The organism is Bacteroidota bacterium (assembly GCA_018266835.1).
Classification (GTDB): Bacteria; Bacteroidota; Ignavibacteria; order Tepidaquicellales; family Tepidaquicellaceae; genus JAFDZO01.
Genome location: JAFDZP010000002.1, coordinates 926,845 through 944,443, shown reverse-complemented (window position 1 = coordinate 944,443; position 17,599 = coordinate 926,845). Strand labels below are relative to the sequence as shown.

Here is a 17,599-nt window from a genome sequence, read left to right as displayed (position 1 = left end):
TAAATGAATTATTCAACAGATAAAAATTTTGCTGTTCAGCAGGACGCAAATGACTCGCTAAAAAATTACCGTGATAGATTTTATATTCCGGTAAATAAAGATAAAAAGGAACAGATTTATTTCTGCGGGAACTCGCTTGGACTTCAGCCGAAGACAGTCCGTGCATGTGTTGAGCAGGAGCTAAAGGACTGGGAACTGATGGGCATTGAAGGCGTGACGGAAGCCCGCAATCCTTGGCTGCCGTATCATGAATTTCTTACAAAGCAGACTGCACACTTAGTTGGAGCTAAAGAGAATGAAGTCGTTAACATGAATACGCTCTCCGTTAATCTTCATTTAATGATGGTCTCGTTTTACAGACCAACGAAGGAACGTAATAAAATTTTTATAGAAGGAACAGCTTTCCCTTCTGACCAGTATGCAGTGAAGTCTCAGCTAAGATTTCATGGATACGATGAAAGCTCACTCATTGAAATTTTTCCTAAGCAGGGCGAAACATACATAAAAACGGAAGACATACTTGATGTAATTGAAAAGCAGGGAGATGAAATTGCTTTGGTTATGTTTGCCGGAGTAAATTATTATACGGGACAGTTATTCGACCTGAAAAAAATTACTGAGGCGGGACATAAAAAAGGATGTATGGTGGGATTTGACTTAGCTCATGCCGCAGGAAATATCGACGTTCAGCTCCATGACTGGGACGTTGACTTCGCTGTATGGTGCAATTATAAATATGTTAATGGTGGTCCCGGTGCAATTGCCGGAGCATTTGTTCATGAAAGGCATCATGCAGATAAAAACATTCCGCGCTTTGAAGGCTGGTGGGGAAATGACAAGCAGACAAGATTTTTAATGAAGCCTGACTTCGTTCCTATTCCCACTGTGGAAAGCTGGCAGCTAAGCAATCCGCCGATATTGCAATTAGCATCACTCAAAGCATCACTTGATATATTTGAAGAAGCAGGAATTAATAATTTAAGAGAGAAGAGCAAAAAGCTTACCGGTTATCTGGAATATTTATTGAATGAAAATAAGTTAACAGAGAAGCTGGAAATCTTAACTCCGTCTGACCCTGAGCAGCGTGGTTGTCAGCTCTCACTTAGATTTTTCGGAAACGGTAAAGAGGTGTTCAATAAATTAATTTCAAGTGATGTAATCTGCGACTGGCGTGAACCTGATGTAATAAGAATAGCACCAACTCCATTATATAATAAGTTCGAGGAAGTCTGGGAGTTCGTTGAGATAGTGAAGGGTGTGATTTCGTAAATCACACCCTCTTCACTTCATAACCGTCTTTTGTATCTTTCAACTCATAGCCGAGTTCTTTTATTTTATTTCTCAGCTCGTCGGAGAGAGCGAAGTTTTTATCTTTCTTTGCCTGAAGTCTTTGCTCGGCAAGTGATTTTATTTCATCAGGAATATCACTGCTTTCAGTCTTAGCAATTTTATCAAGCTGTAATCCGAACACTTTATCGAAATCAAATGCCAGTTCAAGTCTTTGCTTTGCAGATAATGTATCATCCTTCAGCATATTCCATAGCACTGCAAGCGCTTCAGTTATTCCTAAGTCGTTATTTATTTTATCAATGAACTTTTCTTTGTAATCATTAGGTTTGTCGGATGCGTTTTCATTAGCAGCTTTTTCTTTAAGAGATAAAATTCTTTCTCTTAATTTTTCATAGGCGTTCTTTGCTCCCTGCAAGCCTTCTTCACTGAAGTTCAATTTTTTTCTGTAGTGGGCGTTCAGTAAAAAATATCTGTAATGCATAGGGTCAAAACCTTCTTCTTTCAATCGTGAGAGAGTAAGCGTGCCGCCTTTTGATTTCGACATCTTCTCATCGCCCATTAAAAGAAATTCACCGTGTATCCAGTAGTTAACATATTTTTCTCCGTTAGCGACTTCCGACTGTGCTATCTCATTTGTATGATGAACAGGTATGTGGTCAACTCCGCCGCAATGAATATCAAAATGATTTCCGAGTAACTTCTTTGCCATTGCCGAGCATTCCAGGTGCCACCCGGGAAATCCTATTCCCCAGGGAGAGTCCCATTCCATTTGTCTTTGTGAATCTTTATTGGAAAATTTCCAGACAGAAAAATCAGTTGGGTTTCTTTTCTCCTCTGAAAATTCAACGCGTTCGCCTGCGCGAAGACCTTCTATATCAAGTCGGGCCATTTTACCGTAATCGGGAAACTTAGATGTATCGTAATAAACTCCGTCAGATGTAATATATGTATATCCTTTTGTTTCAAGTGCTTTCACCATATCAATTTGTTCCTGTATATATTCAGTTGCTCTCGGGAAAGTATTGGCGGGAATAATATTAAGCAGCTTCATATCGCTCATAAAAATATCTGTGAAAAACTTTGCGACTTCCCATACTGTCTTGCCTTCTTCGGCAGCTTTCTTTTCCATTTTATCATCACCGGTATCTTCATCTGAAGTCAGATGGCCTACGTCAGTAATGTTCATTACGTGATTTACATCGTAGCCGTTGTATATCAAAACTCTTTTTAAGATGTCTTCAAAGAAAAACGAACGGAAATTCCCGATGTGCTGGTATCCGTAAACAGTCGGACCGCAGCAGTACATTCGCACTTTGCCTTGTTCAATAGGATTGAAGTCCTCAATGGTTCTTGAAGCAGTATTATAAAATTTTAACACGTTATCGTTTTAATTATTTACAAAATTAAATATGAGTAATAATAAATGTAAGTCGAATCAAAAAATCCTGAAAACAATCAGCAAAATCTTTCCATTAACATTTACTAAAACGCTTTTTAGTAAAAAAAGTTAATAATATGATAGAAAAATGCACTTTTTGACTTAAATCACTTGCTGAATCATCAACATCACTGAAAAACTTTCTTTGATAACCCTGCTACATATAAATATTTTGAATGCAATTAAATGAATAAAACTCGATATGAACTTTCAACAAATCATTTTTAACTTTGTAAAACAAAAATTTATTATATCCCTGGTAATTATTTTTGTCGCTTTAATTTTTCAGACATCTTTTGCTCAGCAGCAAAATGACTATGCAACCATATCAAGCGGGAACTGGTCAAATCCGGGAATATGGCAGATGTTTGATACTACAACTCACACATGGAAAAATGTTGCAAGCGCGCCAAGCGCATCTGGAAATGTAATTACAATCGCATTTGCTCATACTGTTGCATATGACATTGCAGCATCTATGGATCAGCTTGTGGTGAACGGAACACTAACACTAAATTCGGGAATTCCACTAAACTTAAGCGACGGACCCGGTGATGATTTAAAAATACTGGGAACGGTTAACGGAGCTGCCGATATAAATATTTTTTCAGGAGCTTCAATGGATTTTCAAGGGGGAACCGTTTCAGGAACAGGATTAATTACAGTTGCCGCAGGCGGAACATTAAAGTTTACAACTAATTCAATAAATCTAAACAGAACTGTAAACAATTCAGGCACAATAAGCTGGACCGGCGGAACAGTTCAGGGGACAGGAGCAATAAATAACAACAATGTATTTAATGACCAGTGTTCCTTCGGCGCAGCATTTTATCCGACTGTAACTAACAACTCAACATTTACTAAGAGTACCAATAACCAGAATATTTTTTTCGGAGCTTTTATAAATTCCGGGACAATGAATATTACATCAGGTAATGTAACTCTAGGTCAGGCTTCAGGCTCATCAACTTTAGGAGGAACAATAACAGTTTCTTCCGGCGGAACTTTGCAATTAGGACAAGCTTCATCTACTGCTTTCACTGTCAACGCATCTATTTCTGGAGCAGGAACAGTTTTAGGATTTAGTACTACTGTAAACTTTTCAACATCCTGCATATACAATATTACAGGTGTAACTAATGCTGCAACCGGAACAATGACGTTCACTCCGGGAATGACTTTGATAAATATCGGAAATCTTTCTCCTTCCGGTGGGACAATAAATTTACCTTCAGGTTTGCTTATAGGAGGAGTCGGCACTAATATAACTTTTACGGGCGGGGGACAATTAAATCTTAATACAGGACAAACGTTCAATTTTCAAAAAATCACTTTTACCGGTGGTACATTAACAGGTAGTGATAGTGTAACTGTAAGTGATTCTCTGATTTTTTCAACAGGGGTAATGTCAGGAACAGGTGTAATTACTCTGAAGTCGGGAGGTATATGTACTATTTTTAATAACGGCGGAAATATTGATAAGCCGTTTATAAATAATGGTACAATAAACTGGACCGCTAACAGTTTGTTCGGAACCGGAAATATTTATAATAATTCAGTTATAAATATGACGAATACTGCCAACAGCAGTTATGTGGGAATTATAAATTCGGGTACTGTAAATAAATCATCTCCTAATCTTACCCAGTGGATTGGAAATTTTACCAATAATCCCGGCAGTATTATAAACATAACCAGCGGTTCAATTCTGGCTTCAATAAATTCAGGTACGTATTCAGTCGCAGGAACAATTAATCTATCCTCAGGAACAAATATGCAATTAGGAAATTCTTCCAATGCTACTTTTAATGTAACAGCAAATATCAATGGAGCGGGCGGATTTTCGGGCAGTTCATCAAACATAAATTTTTTAGCCGGCGCTGTTTATAATATTACAGGAGCAACAACAGGTAACTATGGTAGTATTACATTTAATTCTGCAATGACGATGGTTAACATCGGGTCACTTGCGACTATAGGCGGCACAATAAATCTACAGCCCGGATTAGTGATTCCTTCAATCGGTTCATCTTTATCTTTAACAGGAGGAGGACAGATAAATTTTAATTCGGGTCAGACATTTCAGTTCACTTCTGTTACATGTTCAGGTACATTGAACGGTAGTGATACAATAAAAGTAAACGGAAGTATGGTTTGCTCAGGAGGTACTTTATCAGGTACAGGACCTGTTAATATTTTATCCGGCTCCACAATGGATATAAATAATAACGGAGTTGTAATAACTAAAACTGTAAATAATTCCGGAACTCTGACATGGACACAGACAGGAATTGTGGGCGGCGGAGTTATAAATAACAATAACATTTTTAATATTTCTACAGGAGCAAACTATACTTGTAATCCTTTAATAAATAATTTTGGAACAGTTAATAAAGGTACCAATACAAATCCCAACTTAGCAGGAGGAATGAATAATTCAGGAACAGTTAATATCACTGCCGGTACTTTATTTCTATCTCCTAATGCCGGTGCTTTTACTCAAAGCGGAATTTATAATGTTGCATCCTCATGTGTTCTTAGTATGGGACAAAACGGAGGCAATTTAACGGAATCAGTTTCAGGTACTATTACAGGAGCGGGGAAAGTTGTTTTGGGAATGTCGACAATTAATTTTACATCAAGCTCTGTATATAATATTTCAGGAACAACAACGGCATCAACTGGAACGGTTAATTTGAACTCCTCAATGACACTTACAAATTTAGGAACTCTGGTTGTATCAGGAGCTACCGTTAATTTTCCTGCAGGAATTCTCATAGGAGCAATGAGTTCAAATTTAGTAATTTCATCGGGACTAGTAAATTTTAACACAGGAAGATCACGTACATTTAATCAGTTAGATTTAGGGGGTTCAATAGGCGGAACGGATACAACTTACATCAGCTCAGCATTCAACTGGACTAACAACGCAATAAACTCTCCTGCAATTGTAGTTGTAAAAAACGGAGGAACAGGAACTATAAATTTAAACGGCGTAACATTAGGCGGAACACTTATAAATAACGGTACGATTAACTGGACTCAGAACAGTATTTCAGGAACAGGTACAATATACAATAATAATATTTTCAATATTAATGCAGTTGCTGCACACAGTATAATTTGTCCGCTGGTGAATAACGGAACTCTTAATAAAACCACTGCGGGATTTAATTCAATAGCAGGAAGCTTTATAAATAATTCTGTGATGAATATAAATCTCGGCGGAATTAATATAGTAAGCGGCTCTAATTTTGGAACTATCAATATTGCTCCCGGTACCACGTTAAGTGAAAATAACGGAACATATGTTTCTTACGGTACAATTAACTTACCTGCAACAGGCATTTTGACTGGCAACGGAGCGCTTACTGTTAACAGTCCGGCTTTTGTTGTTGACGGAACAATATCGATAAGTACTTTACAATTTGATTCGGTAACAACTTTATCAGGAAGCGGTACAGTCAATACCACAACTTCATTTCTCAATGGCTGCAATGTTTCATTGGGTTCAAATTTACAGTTTAAAAATATTAATATTTTAAGCGGCGGGAATTTTATATTGAACGGCTACAAAGCTTTAGTGAACGGAACAGGAACTGTGATAAGTAACTCAGGCACATTAAATACAAACAACAGCACGATAGAATATAACGGCAGCAACGCTCAACTAATTTCAAATTCAAATATCGTATATAAAAATTTATTTATTAATAATTCCGCAGGTACTTCATTTACTTCGGGAACGACAACGGTGAACGATACTTTGAAAATTATATCAGGATTTTTGAATGTGGTAAATAATTCTGTCTCACTTGGCTCAACCGGATATCTCGTTGAATCACCGGGCGCAACTGTGAGGGGTACAACGGGAAATATTACAACTACAAGAACGATTACAAGTCCCAATAATTTAAATGTTGCGGGACTTGGAGCAACGATTACTTCAACTGCGGATTTAGGCAACACAACAATCACCAGAGGATTTACAAATTATTCTATCAACGGAAGCGGAACTGTGCTGAGATATTATAATATTTCTCCTGCTAATAACACGGGACTAAACGCAACACTGACTTATCATTACGATAACTATGAGCTTAACGGATTGAATAAAAATTTACTTTCGCTCTTTCGTTCGACAAATGCAGGGACTAACTGGGCGATAAATGGCGGAGCGAAAGACACTGCAAACAATAATATTATCCAGCAGGGTATCAATGCTTTTTCATACTGGACTGCGGGTATAAATCCATTAGCTTCTTCAATTAATATTACTGCAATAATTGATGGGATTTATAATACATCAACTAACACACTTAATAAAAGAGATACAGTAACAGTGTATTTGAGAAATTCTTCTGCGCCATACGCTATACTGGATTCATCGAAGATTATTTTAGATACAGTTACTTTTTCTGCTACTGCATTTTTTAATACAACTCCGACGGGGACTTATTATTTATCTTTAAAATATAGAAACGCATTGGAGACGTGGACAAAATCAGGCGGTGAAAATTACACAGCAGGAAGTTCAATGTCATACGATTTTACAACAGCGCAATCCCAGTCATACAGCAACAGTACAATTCTTAAGAACGGAAAGTATTGCATCATCAGCGGTGACTTAAATCAGGACGGCTTTGTAAACGGAAACGATTTCACTTCCTTCTCTCAGCAGTTTGGACAGACAGGATATTTACGCGCAGATCTGAACGGTGATAATATAGTAAACGGAAATGACTTCACGACATTTTCAGCTAGCTTTGGGAAGCAGAGCAGTCATCCTTAAATTTAAAATTAATTCGTTTTTCTCCTTCAATTATTTCAACAGCTTACCGTGATAGTAAGCTGTTTGAAATTTTCTCAAACAATCAAAAAAATCTTTCCAGATTAATTTTGTACAACAAAATTTCAACTATTCTAAAATTATAACTTATATATAATTAATATAGTTAGTATAAGTTTTGCTTTCGTTTGTATAAAATATTTAAAACATTTAAAAAAAACCTTCTTTGAATCGCATAATGCTTTATTGATATTTTGAATAAAATTCAGAAAACAAGTTCATAATGATTCAAAAACTTCTCTTAAAATTTGTTTTAAAAAAATTGCTTTTCTTCTCCCTTATTGCAATTTTTATAGTCATTTTTTTACAGACATCTTTTGCTCAGCAGCAGAATGATTACAGGTCAATAGCAAGCGGCAACTGGAGCAATGTTGCTATCTGGCAGAAATATGACACCGCTTCTCATACCTGGAGTGCTCCTTCCGGAACACCAACAGCAGGTGTGAATGTTATAACAATCAGCAATGGCACAACAGTATCGCTTGATGTCGGTCTTTCAGTTGACCAGTTAGTTGTTGCCGGCATATTAACTCTTGATGCAGGACAAGCTCTTAATTTATTTAATGGGGCAGGCAACGACCTTACAGTAACAGGAAATATCAGCGGCGCAGGAGATATTAATATTCCTTCAGGCGCATCAGCTGATTTTCAAAACGGAACAATAAGCGGTGCGGGAACAATAAATATTAATGCAGGCGGTTCGGCTATCAATTCATCCAGTACAGTTACATACAACAGAAACATAAGCAACAGCGGAACATTCAACTGGATATCAGGCAGCATTTCAGGTACAGGTACAATTACAAACAATAACGTATTCAACTGTCAGACCAATTTCGGAACAAGTGTTAACATTCCGTTTGTAAACAACGGCACAATAAATAAAACTACGAACAATCAGAATATTTTTTTTAGCAGTTTTACAAATTCGGGTACTATAAATATTCAGTCGGGAAATATTACATTAGCCTCCGGTGCCGGCAGCGTAACTGTTGGTGGAACAATCAGTGTCCAGTCGGGAGGCACGATTCAATTTGGAAATAATTCTTTTTCCACATTCACGGTCAACTCCGGAATTTCCGGAGCAGGCGCTGTTAACAGCAGTACAACAGCTGTTAATTTTTCCACATCCTGTATCTACAATATTTCAGGTACTACTTCTGCCGGCTCAGGAACTATGACTTTTACAGCGGGAATGACTTTGACTAATATCGGAGATCTATCTCCACAGGGAGGAACAATTGTGTTGCCTTCCGGACTTGTAGTCGGCACTTACGGCACCAGAGTTACAGTCGGGCTAGGCGGAGCACTTAATTTAAATACCGGAACGAATTTTTCATTTCAGAAAGTAACAATGAATGGCGGCACATTTAGCGGAGCTGACAGCATTAGTATTAGTGATTCTCTTACAGTATCAACTGCTACATTTACCGGGACAGGAGCAATTACATTAAAGCCGGGAAGTTATATGACAATTTTTAATAACACGCCTACAATAGATAAATCTATTATTAATAACGGCACAATCAACTGGACCTTATCAAGTATTTTTGGCACGGGGACTCTTTATAATAATTCTGTTTTAAATATAAATAATACTGCGTTTAGTTGTTTTCTTACAACAGTTAATTCCGGTACTATAAATAAAAATTCAAATACGGCAAGCCAGTATTCAGGAAATTTTACCAATCTCGGAACGGGAGTAATAAATATTAATGCAGGCTCATTGATGTTTTCAACGGGGAGCGGCACTTACAGCATAGCGGGAACAATTAATATAGCATCGGGAACATTTTTTCAGCTGGGTAACTCTACATTTATAACATATAATGTTTCGGGTGTAATAAGCGGAGCAGGCAATTTTTATACTCATACTACTGCAGTTAATTTTTTACCGGGAAGTACTTATAATATTTCGGGTACAACTTCAGCTACAAGCGGCATCCTTACTTTTAACGCCGGTATGACTTTGACCAATATAGGTACTATAGCTTCCAGCGGCGGAACATTAAATTTACAATCAGGTGTGGTAGTCCCTGCAATAGGTCCTACTTTAAACATCACAGGCGGTGGTATAATGAATTTTAATTCCGGCCAGAAGTTTCAGTTTACATCTATTTCAACAAACGGAACAATTGCAGGCAGCGATACAATAGTTCTGAACGGAAACATGGCTGCAGGAGGAACGCTATCAGGTTCAGGGCCTTTTAATGCTTTAAGCGGTTCTGTGATTGATATCAACAGTAATTTTACCAACAATAAAACTTTAAACAACGCAGGTACAATTAACTGGGTTCAGACAGGTATATCAGGTTCCGGAACAATTAATAATAATAATATTTTTAATGTTTCACCTGTTCTCAATTATACTTGTACTAATCTCATAAATAATTCCGTGACTTTAAATAAAAATGCAAGCGGCTCGCCTGTATTTACGGGAGGAATAAATAACTCAGGCACAATAAATATCACTTCAGGCAACTTAGTGCTATTTGCAAGCTCCGGCACATTCACGAATACAGGTACATACAGTGTATCGGCATCGTGCGGAGTGTCATTCGGGCAGGCATCAGGTACTACATCTTATGTAATGAACGGTACTATTTCAGGAGCAGGAGCTGTTACATTTACTTCGCCGACAGTTACATTCGGTGCATCCTCTGTATTTAATATTTCCGGTACTACAACAGCCAGCTCGGGAAATGTCAATTTCAATTCAACTATGTCATTGACCAATTTAGGGAATCTGACGGTAAACGGTGCTACAGTGAATTTTCCTTCAGGAACAACCATCGGAAGCATTGGAACAAATCTGATTTTATCGGGCGGAACAGTTAACTTTAATACAGGCACAAGTAAAACCTTTACTCAGATTGACTTAGGCGGAACATTAGGAGGAACTGACACAGTGTTCATTAATACAACTTTGAACTGGACGGGCGGCGGAGTTTCAAATATAACAGTTTTAAAATCAGGCGCGACGGCAACTGTAAACAGTAATACTGTAACTCTCAGCGGTACGTTTATAAATAATGGAACATTGAACTGGTCGCAGCTTCAGTTTTCTGGTTCCGGTATTATGTACAATAATAATGTATTTAATTTTAATGCAAACAATTCTTTTTCATTTGCGCCGTCTCTGGTTAACAACGGTACAATTAACAAAACGACATCAAACTTTAACACAATTGTAGGAGTATTTACTAACAATGGAACTCTTAATATTCAATCAGGTGGTATAAGTGTAGGTAACGGAACTAACCTTAATCCTGCTTCCATTATACTTTCAAACAATACAACATTTGCAGTTAATAACGGTACGTTTGTAACAACAGGTTTAATGACGATTCCTTCAAACAGTTTCATTAACGGTAACGGCGTCTTTACCTACAATGCAGCAGCTTTAGTGAATGACGGTACAATTTCAGTTACAACTTTTCAGTTTGATTCAGTTACAAGCATATCCGGAAGCGGCACAGTGAATGTGGTTAATTGTTATTTTCTTAACGGCTGCAATGTAAGTCTTGCTTCGAATTTTCAGTTCAGAAATATTACAATTTACAGCGGAGGCTTGCTGAATCTCAACGCCTACAAGGCTTATTTTAATGGTGTAGGAACAACTATTATTAACAACGGTACATTCAACACGGCAAACAGCACAATCGAATATAACGGAACGAGTCAGCAAACTATTTCCACAACAAACATTGCTTATAAAAATCTGAATGTAAATAATACATCAGGAACGTCTTTAACAAACACGTTAAATGTTAACGATACTTTAAATATCATTTCAGGTTTTTTAAATCTCAATCAGAATAATATAATTCTCAGCAATGTTGGTTACCTGAGGGAAAATCCGGGATGCACTGTAAGAGGAATTAATGCGACAATTTCAACAACACGAAATCTTGATTCATTAAACGGAGTAAATGTTGCAGGACTGGGGGCAACGATTACAACAAATAAAGTTTTAGGGACGACAACTATAAGCAGAGGTCACAATACATACACTATAAACGGACAAGGAAGCGTTCAGAGGTATTATAATATTTCTCCTGCTAACAATACAAATCTCAATGCGACTCTCACGTATCATTACGATAATACAGAACTGAACGGTCTCAATGAAAATCTATTATCGCTGTATCGCTCTACAAATGCAGGAACTAACTGGGTTACAATGGGAGGAGCAAAAGATACTGCCAATAACAATGTAACGTTTTCAGGAATAAATGCTTTTTCTTACTGGACGGCTGCTGTAAATCCTCTTGCATCATCTATTAATATTACAGCCATTGTTGATGGACTATATAATACATCTACGAACACTCTTAATAAAAAAGATACAGTTACAATTTATTTAAGAAATTCGTTTGCTCCTTATGCAATACTAGATTCATCTAAAATATTGATAGACAGCGTCACATTTTCCGGTACAGCATTCTTCAGTACAACTCCTTCAGGCACTTATTATTTATCAGTTAAATACAGAAACGCATTTGAAACATGGACAAAGTCAGGCGGAGAAAGTTATACTGCAGGAAGTTCAATGTCCTATGATTTTACTTCTGCGCAATCGCAGTCGTATGGTAACAGCACAGTTTTAAAAAATGGAAAATATTGTATAGTTAGCGGTGACTTAAACCAGGACGGCTTTGTAAACGGTAACGACTTTACTTCCTTCTCTCAGCAGTTTGGTCTTAGCGGATATCTGAGAGCAGATTTGAACGGAGACAACGTTGTAAACGGTAACGACTTTACAACCTTCTCAGCAAGTTTCGGTAAGCAGAGCAGCCATCCGTGATCAGCTCTGCTGTTGTTGTTTTATAAGCTGATTTACTTTATCAAGAATCCAGTCTTTGTTATAATAATTTCCTGAAGAGATATTATCATGGAAGAGCTCAAGCTCTTCCATTTCAGGTTTACGTCTTAGCTTAAGCAACTTTGCCAGATTTTTATTGAAGATGGAAAACTGTTCTTTACGTTCCGGTGCTACAATTTTATCGTTCTTTAAAAAGTGACGGAAAGTATCCATTGAGGATTCAAGTGAAGAATCAAGTTTAAGTTCATAATATAAAGCATTAAGCAGGCATTTAATATCAAGCTTCTGATATATTTCATCAAACTTTACTTTTGAAATGTAGTCAAGTGACTTATCAAAATTATCTACCGCAAACTCATAAACTCCCATGCAATGCAGGTATGTATTTTCTTTATACGCTTCAGGAAGTTCGTGTTTATAATGAGTGATAAATTTTTTTGTCCAGTCAAATTTTTTAAGCCTCAGACCGATATCAACAACACTCTTATAGAATAAATCAGGCATCATGCCTCTGAAAAGATATGCTTTCTTATCAATTTCGGACTGATATATTTCAAACAAGTCATCCTGATAATGAAGCTTACCGATTTTAGCTTTACGCTTGCAGTAGTTTTCAAGATTTATATAAAACTCTACATAATCTTCATCTAAAAAGGAATCTTCTTTTTCAAAAAGTAATTTTTTTGCTTTGTAAAAATTTTCTTCTTCATCAGGTTTTAAAGTCATCATCAGGCAATAATAATACATGTTAATCAGAGGAACATTTTCATAATCTTCGGGCTTATGTGTGTAAATTAATTCTTCAAATACTTTGAATTTATGAGTAACATTGAATTTCATTTTTATGTTCAGGAAGTAAAGATAGTACTTGAAAGTTCTTATAAGATATGAATGAGTAAGATTGTTGAACACTTCAGGTACATCCATCTTTTGTACATACTTCTCGTCTCTATCGAAATATAGTTTTGAGTAGTAAGAAAGGTTTTCGTATTCGATTACAAATCTCTTATAATAGTACTCAGCATACTGTTTCTTGCTGGTGTTAAGTTTTTTGAGAATTCCTTTATATGTTTTCTCAAACATCTTATTAAGGTCGCGCTCATTCAATCCCCATAGGAGATGCTCATCATAAGAATATGGCTTAGTTTCAAAGTTTCGGACCGAAATAAATTTTTCGGCTATCTCCTGCAGATAAAACATCAGCAGACGTATTGTTCCGTCATTATATTTTGTGCCTGCATAAATCTTCTTAAATATTTTTTCTTTTGTAAGATTTCCTTTGTTGAAATCCGGATACTCGGTTTTTATAAGGTTATATAACGAAGTAACATTTTTATTTTTATTGTAATACGGAGATGCAACGAAATCTTCGAAATCTTTTATTTCTTTGGGAGTGAAATTCTTAAAAATATCTATTAGACTGCTTGAATACATTTTTTATTCGAACTGTTTTATAAAATTATCGAGCTTTTCTTCTAATTTGTTTATTCGCTCTTTTAATGAAATTATCTCCTGCTCTAATTCCTGATTTTTATTCAAATCAGCTTTCGGTTCAGCCTTAATATAACTGTTTTCAACTTCATCGTCTCCCATTAAATGCATTACTCTGTTTTCTTTTTGTCCGGGCATACGCTCAAGGATTTTTACCAGCGGACCTGTTTCACGGTTTCTTAAATTTTCTATTACGCTTTCAACTTCTTCAAGAGATTGGAAGTCATACATTCTGTCAGTTCTTGTTCTAAGCTCTCCTGATGTTTGTGCACCTCTCAAAAGAAGCACACATATAATTGGTTTCTCTTTTTCATTCAGCATAAAAGGATAGGGAAGCACGTATCTGTATTTTACTGCCCTCGCTCCTTCTGAAATTGTTTTACCGGCAAATCCTCTTTGTGTTAAAGTACTTAAAGCATTCATAACCTCTTCTTCTGAATATTCAACAACAGGATTTCTGTTACTTTTCTGATTACATGCATTCGTAAGCGCATTAAGAGTAAGCGGATAGTACTCGGGAGTGGTAAGCGATTTTTCCATTAAGCAGCCAAGCACTCTCACTTCAGCCGCTGAAAGTTTTTCTTTCATTTAAATTGTTTTGATAGTTGTATTGTTTTCTGTTTAAGCCATTCTTTTTCATAGGTGTTCGGAGTTATTTTCAGTTCATGCTCGAGATCGTAAACTGCTTTTAAGGAACTGCTCTCTTTAGCTTTTATCAACTCATTTACAAATCTAAGAAAATTATAATTACGTTCTTTTCTGTTATCGGGAAGCAAAGTATCATTAGAAAGAAAATGACGGTAACTATCTATTACTGAAACAACTTCGTCATTTTTACCCTGTTCGTAAAAAATCATGAGCGTAAGGATTTTTATTTCAGTCTTATAATGTATGTGATTTACATTTTTTATAATTGCTAAATGATTAAGAGCGGTGTCGTAATCTTTTTTATAAAAAGTTAATCTTGCAAGATTAAGATTTAAAGAATTTTCCCTGTCTTCAGGGTTAAGTTTATCTATATATTCTTTAATAAAATTTTCAGTCCACTCCATTTTGTTTAACTGAAGACCCGTTGCAACAATGTTCTTAAAAAGCATATCATCAAAGTAACTGTCCTCAAATTTTTTGTACAAACCTTTTTCAAGTATTAAGCTGTAAATTTCAAACCTTTCATTTAAAAATTTATCATTACCGTTATAATATTGAGTTATTGCTGTATTTGCAAGAAGTCCGATGGTATTGAATTTTATCCCGAATCCATATTTATCTATCTCCTTCATTGCAATTTCCTTCACAGCAAAAAAATATTTCTCATCGCCTTCTTTTACAAGCAGAAGCTCATTGAAAAATAAGTTAAGCTCAGGAATTTTTTTATGGAAACCGCTTCGCTTTAAAAAACTTATAATTTCATCGAGGAAACTAAACTCAAGATTAAGGTTTACAACGTGCGCCTGATTATAAAAAAATCGGTATTCAGGCAAAGCTGAAAGAAGATAAAATGTTAATAGCGAATCCAGAGCATTAATTTCGTCCTGTGCATGGAAGTCTTTTTTATTAAGGAAAGCCCGCGTCTTTGAATTATACGCAAGCGTAAATCCCTGCAAGCGATAAAGACAGTAATAATAAAAATAATCTTTAATTTGTTCTTTAGATAAAGTATCGGATACCTGTCTGAATTTTTTTTCAAAAATCTTATCAGCACCCTTATCATTAAATATGTAATTCAGATATGCAAAATCTTTTTCAATTTGCTTGATACTTACTAAGCTAAGATAATCTTCTGCAAGTTTGTTCAGATTAAAAATGATGGTCCGCATAAAGCCGTCGTTATAATCATTTTTACCCGTGAGTTTGGCATATACTTTTTCTTTCTCAAGGTTCTCGTTATCTAAATCAGGGAAATATTTTTTTATATAGGCATATAAATTTATGACATTATCATTCTTGTTGTAGAACGGAGATTTTACAAAGTCACCGAATTCTTTAAATTCTTTTGCAGTAAATATCTTCAGCAATTCTATTAAGTTGCTTTTATGCATAGCTCTTTTTCTTATCAGTAATTAATTCTTCAGCCTTTTTAAGGAGCCACCTTTTATTATAAACGTTGTTAGTTTCATCAAGTTCTTTTTTAAAAAAATGTATCTCTGCAGGATCTTTTTTGGTTACAATTTTAATAAGGTCATTTGTGAATTTTATATATTTAGACATCCTGTCCTTGTCGGTTTCAGTCATTAAGTTATCGTTGGCAACAAAATGTTTGAAGTTGTCAATGAATGTTAATGCCTCTACAAAGAGACCTTTCTCAATATATATTTCAAGAGTAATACATTTTTTGCTGACTTTGTAGTTTACATCATCAATATCGGTTATCCTGTTTAAATATTCCAATGCTTTGTCAAAATTTTTATTGTGCATGCTCAATTTTGTATAGCATAGATTCATTACATTTTCTTTATCCTTATCCTCAAGATAATCTTTATATTCAGCAATGAATTTCTCAACCCACTCAAGCTTGCCGAGTCTTATACCGGTAGATGTAATATTCTGAAAATCAGTATCGGTTATTTTGCCGCCTTCGTATTTAGAGAACAGCTTATGCTCAATTATAAATTTATGCAGGGCATGCTTCTCTTCATGATACTCCATTTTATCCTTATATAACATAGAGAGACAAAAATTTTCCAGTATGCACATTGTGCTGAATTTCTCTCCCCAGCTGAACGATGTAAAATAATCGGTTAGGTGTGACTTCAATTCAAAATAATATTTTTCATCATCTTTAAGCAGCAGCATGAGTTCAAGATAATGGAGCTTTAATACAGGTATATTCATGTAATCAGGATGGGAATTCAGATATTCGATAACGACTTCCCTGAAATCATCTTCATAACTTACATTCAATAACGATTTTGTATTAAGTAAAAACCTGTACTGATTTAAAATTGTAATAAAGAAATTAGCCTTTAAGTATTCAATTTTTTTAAAATACTCTTCTTTAGGGAGGTCAGTAACATTCAGAATATTATCATCTATAAGAAATTTATACTTGCCATACAGAATTTCAACTTCGTATTCATTTAAAAAGTAATCTGCATCTTTAATTTCTATTCTGGAATTTTTTTCTTTAACGGAATTGAATTTTCGTTCAAACAGCTTCGGAGATTTTTTATCCAATACATAATATTCTAGTAAAAATCTGTCTTTTAAAAAATTATTTTGCCGAAATTTGCTGATTGAAATAAAATCTTCGGCAAGTTTATTCAGAGTATGTATCTGCAGCCTCATAAATCCGTCGTTATATTCATCTTTATTAAACACTTTTTTGAAAACAATTTCCTTTTCTATACTCTCTTTAGGAAAGTCCGGATGTAGTTTTTTCAGATAAGAAAACAACAAATTTACATTGTTAGACTTGTTAAAATAAGGTGAATCAATAAAGTCACCGAATTCTTTCAACTCCTTTGAAGTAAATGTGGAAAGTATTTCTATTAAGTTGGTTTTCTTCATCTAAATTTTCAAAACATTCCGATTTTTTTTTCCATAGCTGAATATTAAAACAATTCAAACACAAAAATGAGGCAAAAAACTGTATATTTGGCTTATTTTCCAAATTTTTGAACTCACACCTCCGAAATTTTGTAAACAAAATAAAAAAAGTCTCTTTGTGATGGCAGCCTTATAAATATATTTTTGAATCAGTTTTAAA

General features: G+C 35.4%; 8 protein-coding genes. 3 read left to right on the top strand and 5 right to left on the bottom strand.

What is annotated here, in order from left to right:
- Positions 1 to 3: 3 nt before the first annotated feature.
- Positions 4 to 1,269, top strand: coding sequence for a kynureninase (kynU, locus tag JST55_05905; GenBank protein ID MBS1493020.1), 1,266 nt, complete (start codon positions 4 to 6; stop codon positions 1,267 to 1,269).
- A gap of 1 nt (position 1,270) precedes the next feature.
- Here kynU and JST55_05900 read toward each other — a convergent pair whose 3' ends face one another.
- Positions 1,271 to 2,668 (bottom strand): cysteine--tRNA ligase, encoded by a 1,398-nt coding sequence (locus JST55_05900; protein ID MBS1493019.1) that lies wholly within the window; start codon positions 2,666 to 2,668, stop codon positions 1,271 to 1,273.
- Between the two features lie 262 nt (positions 2,669 to 2,930).
- Here JST55_05900 and JST55_05895 point away from each other — a divergent pair, with 262 nt between their 5' ends.
- Both JST55_05895 and JST55_05890 read left to right on the top strand, forming a co-directional pair.
- On the top strand, positions 2,931 to 7,520 hold the full coding sequence (locus JST55_05895; GenBank protein MBS1493018.1) for a hypothetical protein: 4,590 nt from the start codon (positions 2,931 to 2,933) through the stop codon (positions 7,518 to 7,520).
- A 319-nt stretch (positions 7,521 to 7,839) separates the two neighbouring features.
- On the top strand, positions 7,840 to 12,384 hold the full coding sequence (locus tag JST55_05890; protein ID MBS1493017.1) for a hypothetical protein: 4,545 nt from the start codon (positions 7,840 to 7,842) through the stop codon (positions 12,382 to 12,384).
- Here the strand turns inward: JST55_05890 and JST55_05885 are convergent, their stop codons facing one another.
- The 4 genes from JST55_05885 to JST55_05870 are packed head-to-tail and all read right to left on the bottom strand — an operon-like array spanning position 12,385 to position 17,400.
- On the bottom strand, positions 12,385 to 13,836 hold the full coding sequence (locus JST55_05885) for a hypothetical protein (protein ID MBS1493016.1): 1,452 nt from the start codon (positions 13,834 to 13,836) through the stop codon (positions 12,385 to 12,387). It abuts the gene before it with no gap.
- Between the two features lie 3 nt (positions 13,837 to 13,839).
- A complete protein-coding gene (locus tag JST55_05880; protein MBS1493015.1) occupies positions 13,840 to 14,481 on the bottom strand; it encodes a YceH family protein in 642 nt (213 codons plus the stop codon).
- On the bottom strand, positions 14,478 to 15,932 hold the full coding sequence (locus tag JST55_05875; protein ID MBS1493014.1) for a hypothetical protein: 1,455 nt from the start codon (positions 15,930 to 15,932) through the stop codon (positions 14,478 to 14,480). Before JST55_05875 ends, JST55_05880 begins: the two co-directional genes overlap by 4 nt.
- Positions 15,925 to 17,400 carry a hypothetical protein gene (locus JST55_05870; GenBank protein MBS1493013.1) on the bottom strand — a complete coding sequence of 492 codons (1,476 nt, stop codon included), beginning with the start codon at positions 17,398 to 17,400 and terminating at the stop codon, positions 15,925 to 15,927. Before JST55_05870 ends, JST55_05875 begins: the two co-directional genes overlap by 8 nt.
- Positions 17,401 to 17,599 lie beyond the last annotated feature (199 nt).

Coding starts and splice junctions, on each gene's coding strand:
- kynU (MBS1493020.1), top strand. CDS start 4: ATGAATTATTCAACAGATAAAAATTTTGCTGTTCAGCAGGACGCAAAT.
- JST55_05895 (MBS1493018.1), top strand. CDS start 2,931: ATGAACTTTCAACAAATCATTTTTAACTTTGTAAAACAAAAATTTATT.
- JST55_05885 (MBS1493016.1), bottom strand. CDS start 13,836: ATGTATTCAAGCAGTCTAATAGATATTTTTAAGAATTTCACTCCCAAA.
- JST55_05880 (MBS1493015.1), bottom strand. CDS start 14,481: ATGAAAGAAAAACTTTCAGCGGCTGAAGTGAGAGTGCTTGGCTGCTTA.
- JST55_05875 (MBS1493014.1), bottom strand. CDS start 15,932: ATGCATAAAAGCAACTTAATAGAATTGCTGAAGATATTTACTGCAAAA.
- JST55_05870 (MBS1493013.1), bottom strand. CDS start 17,400: ATGAAGAAAACCAACTTAATAGAAATACTTTCCACATTTACTTCAAAG.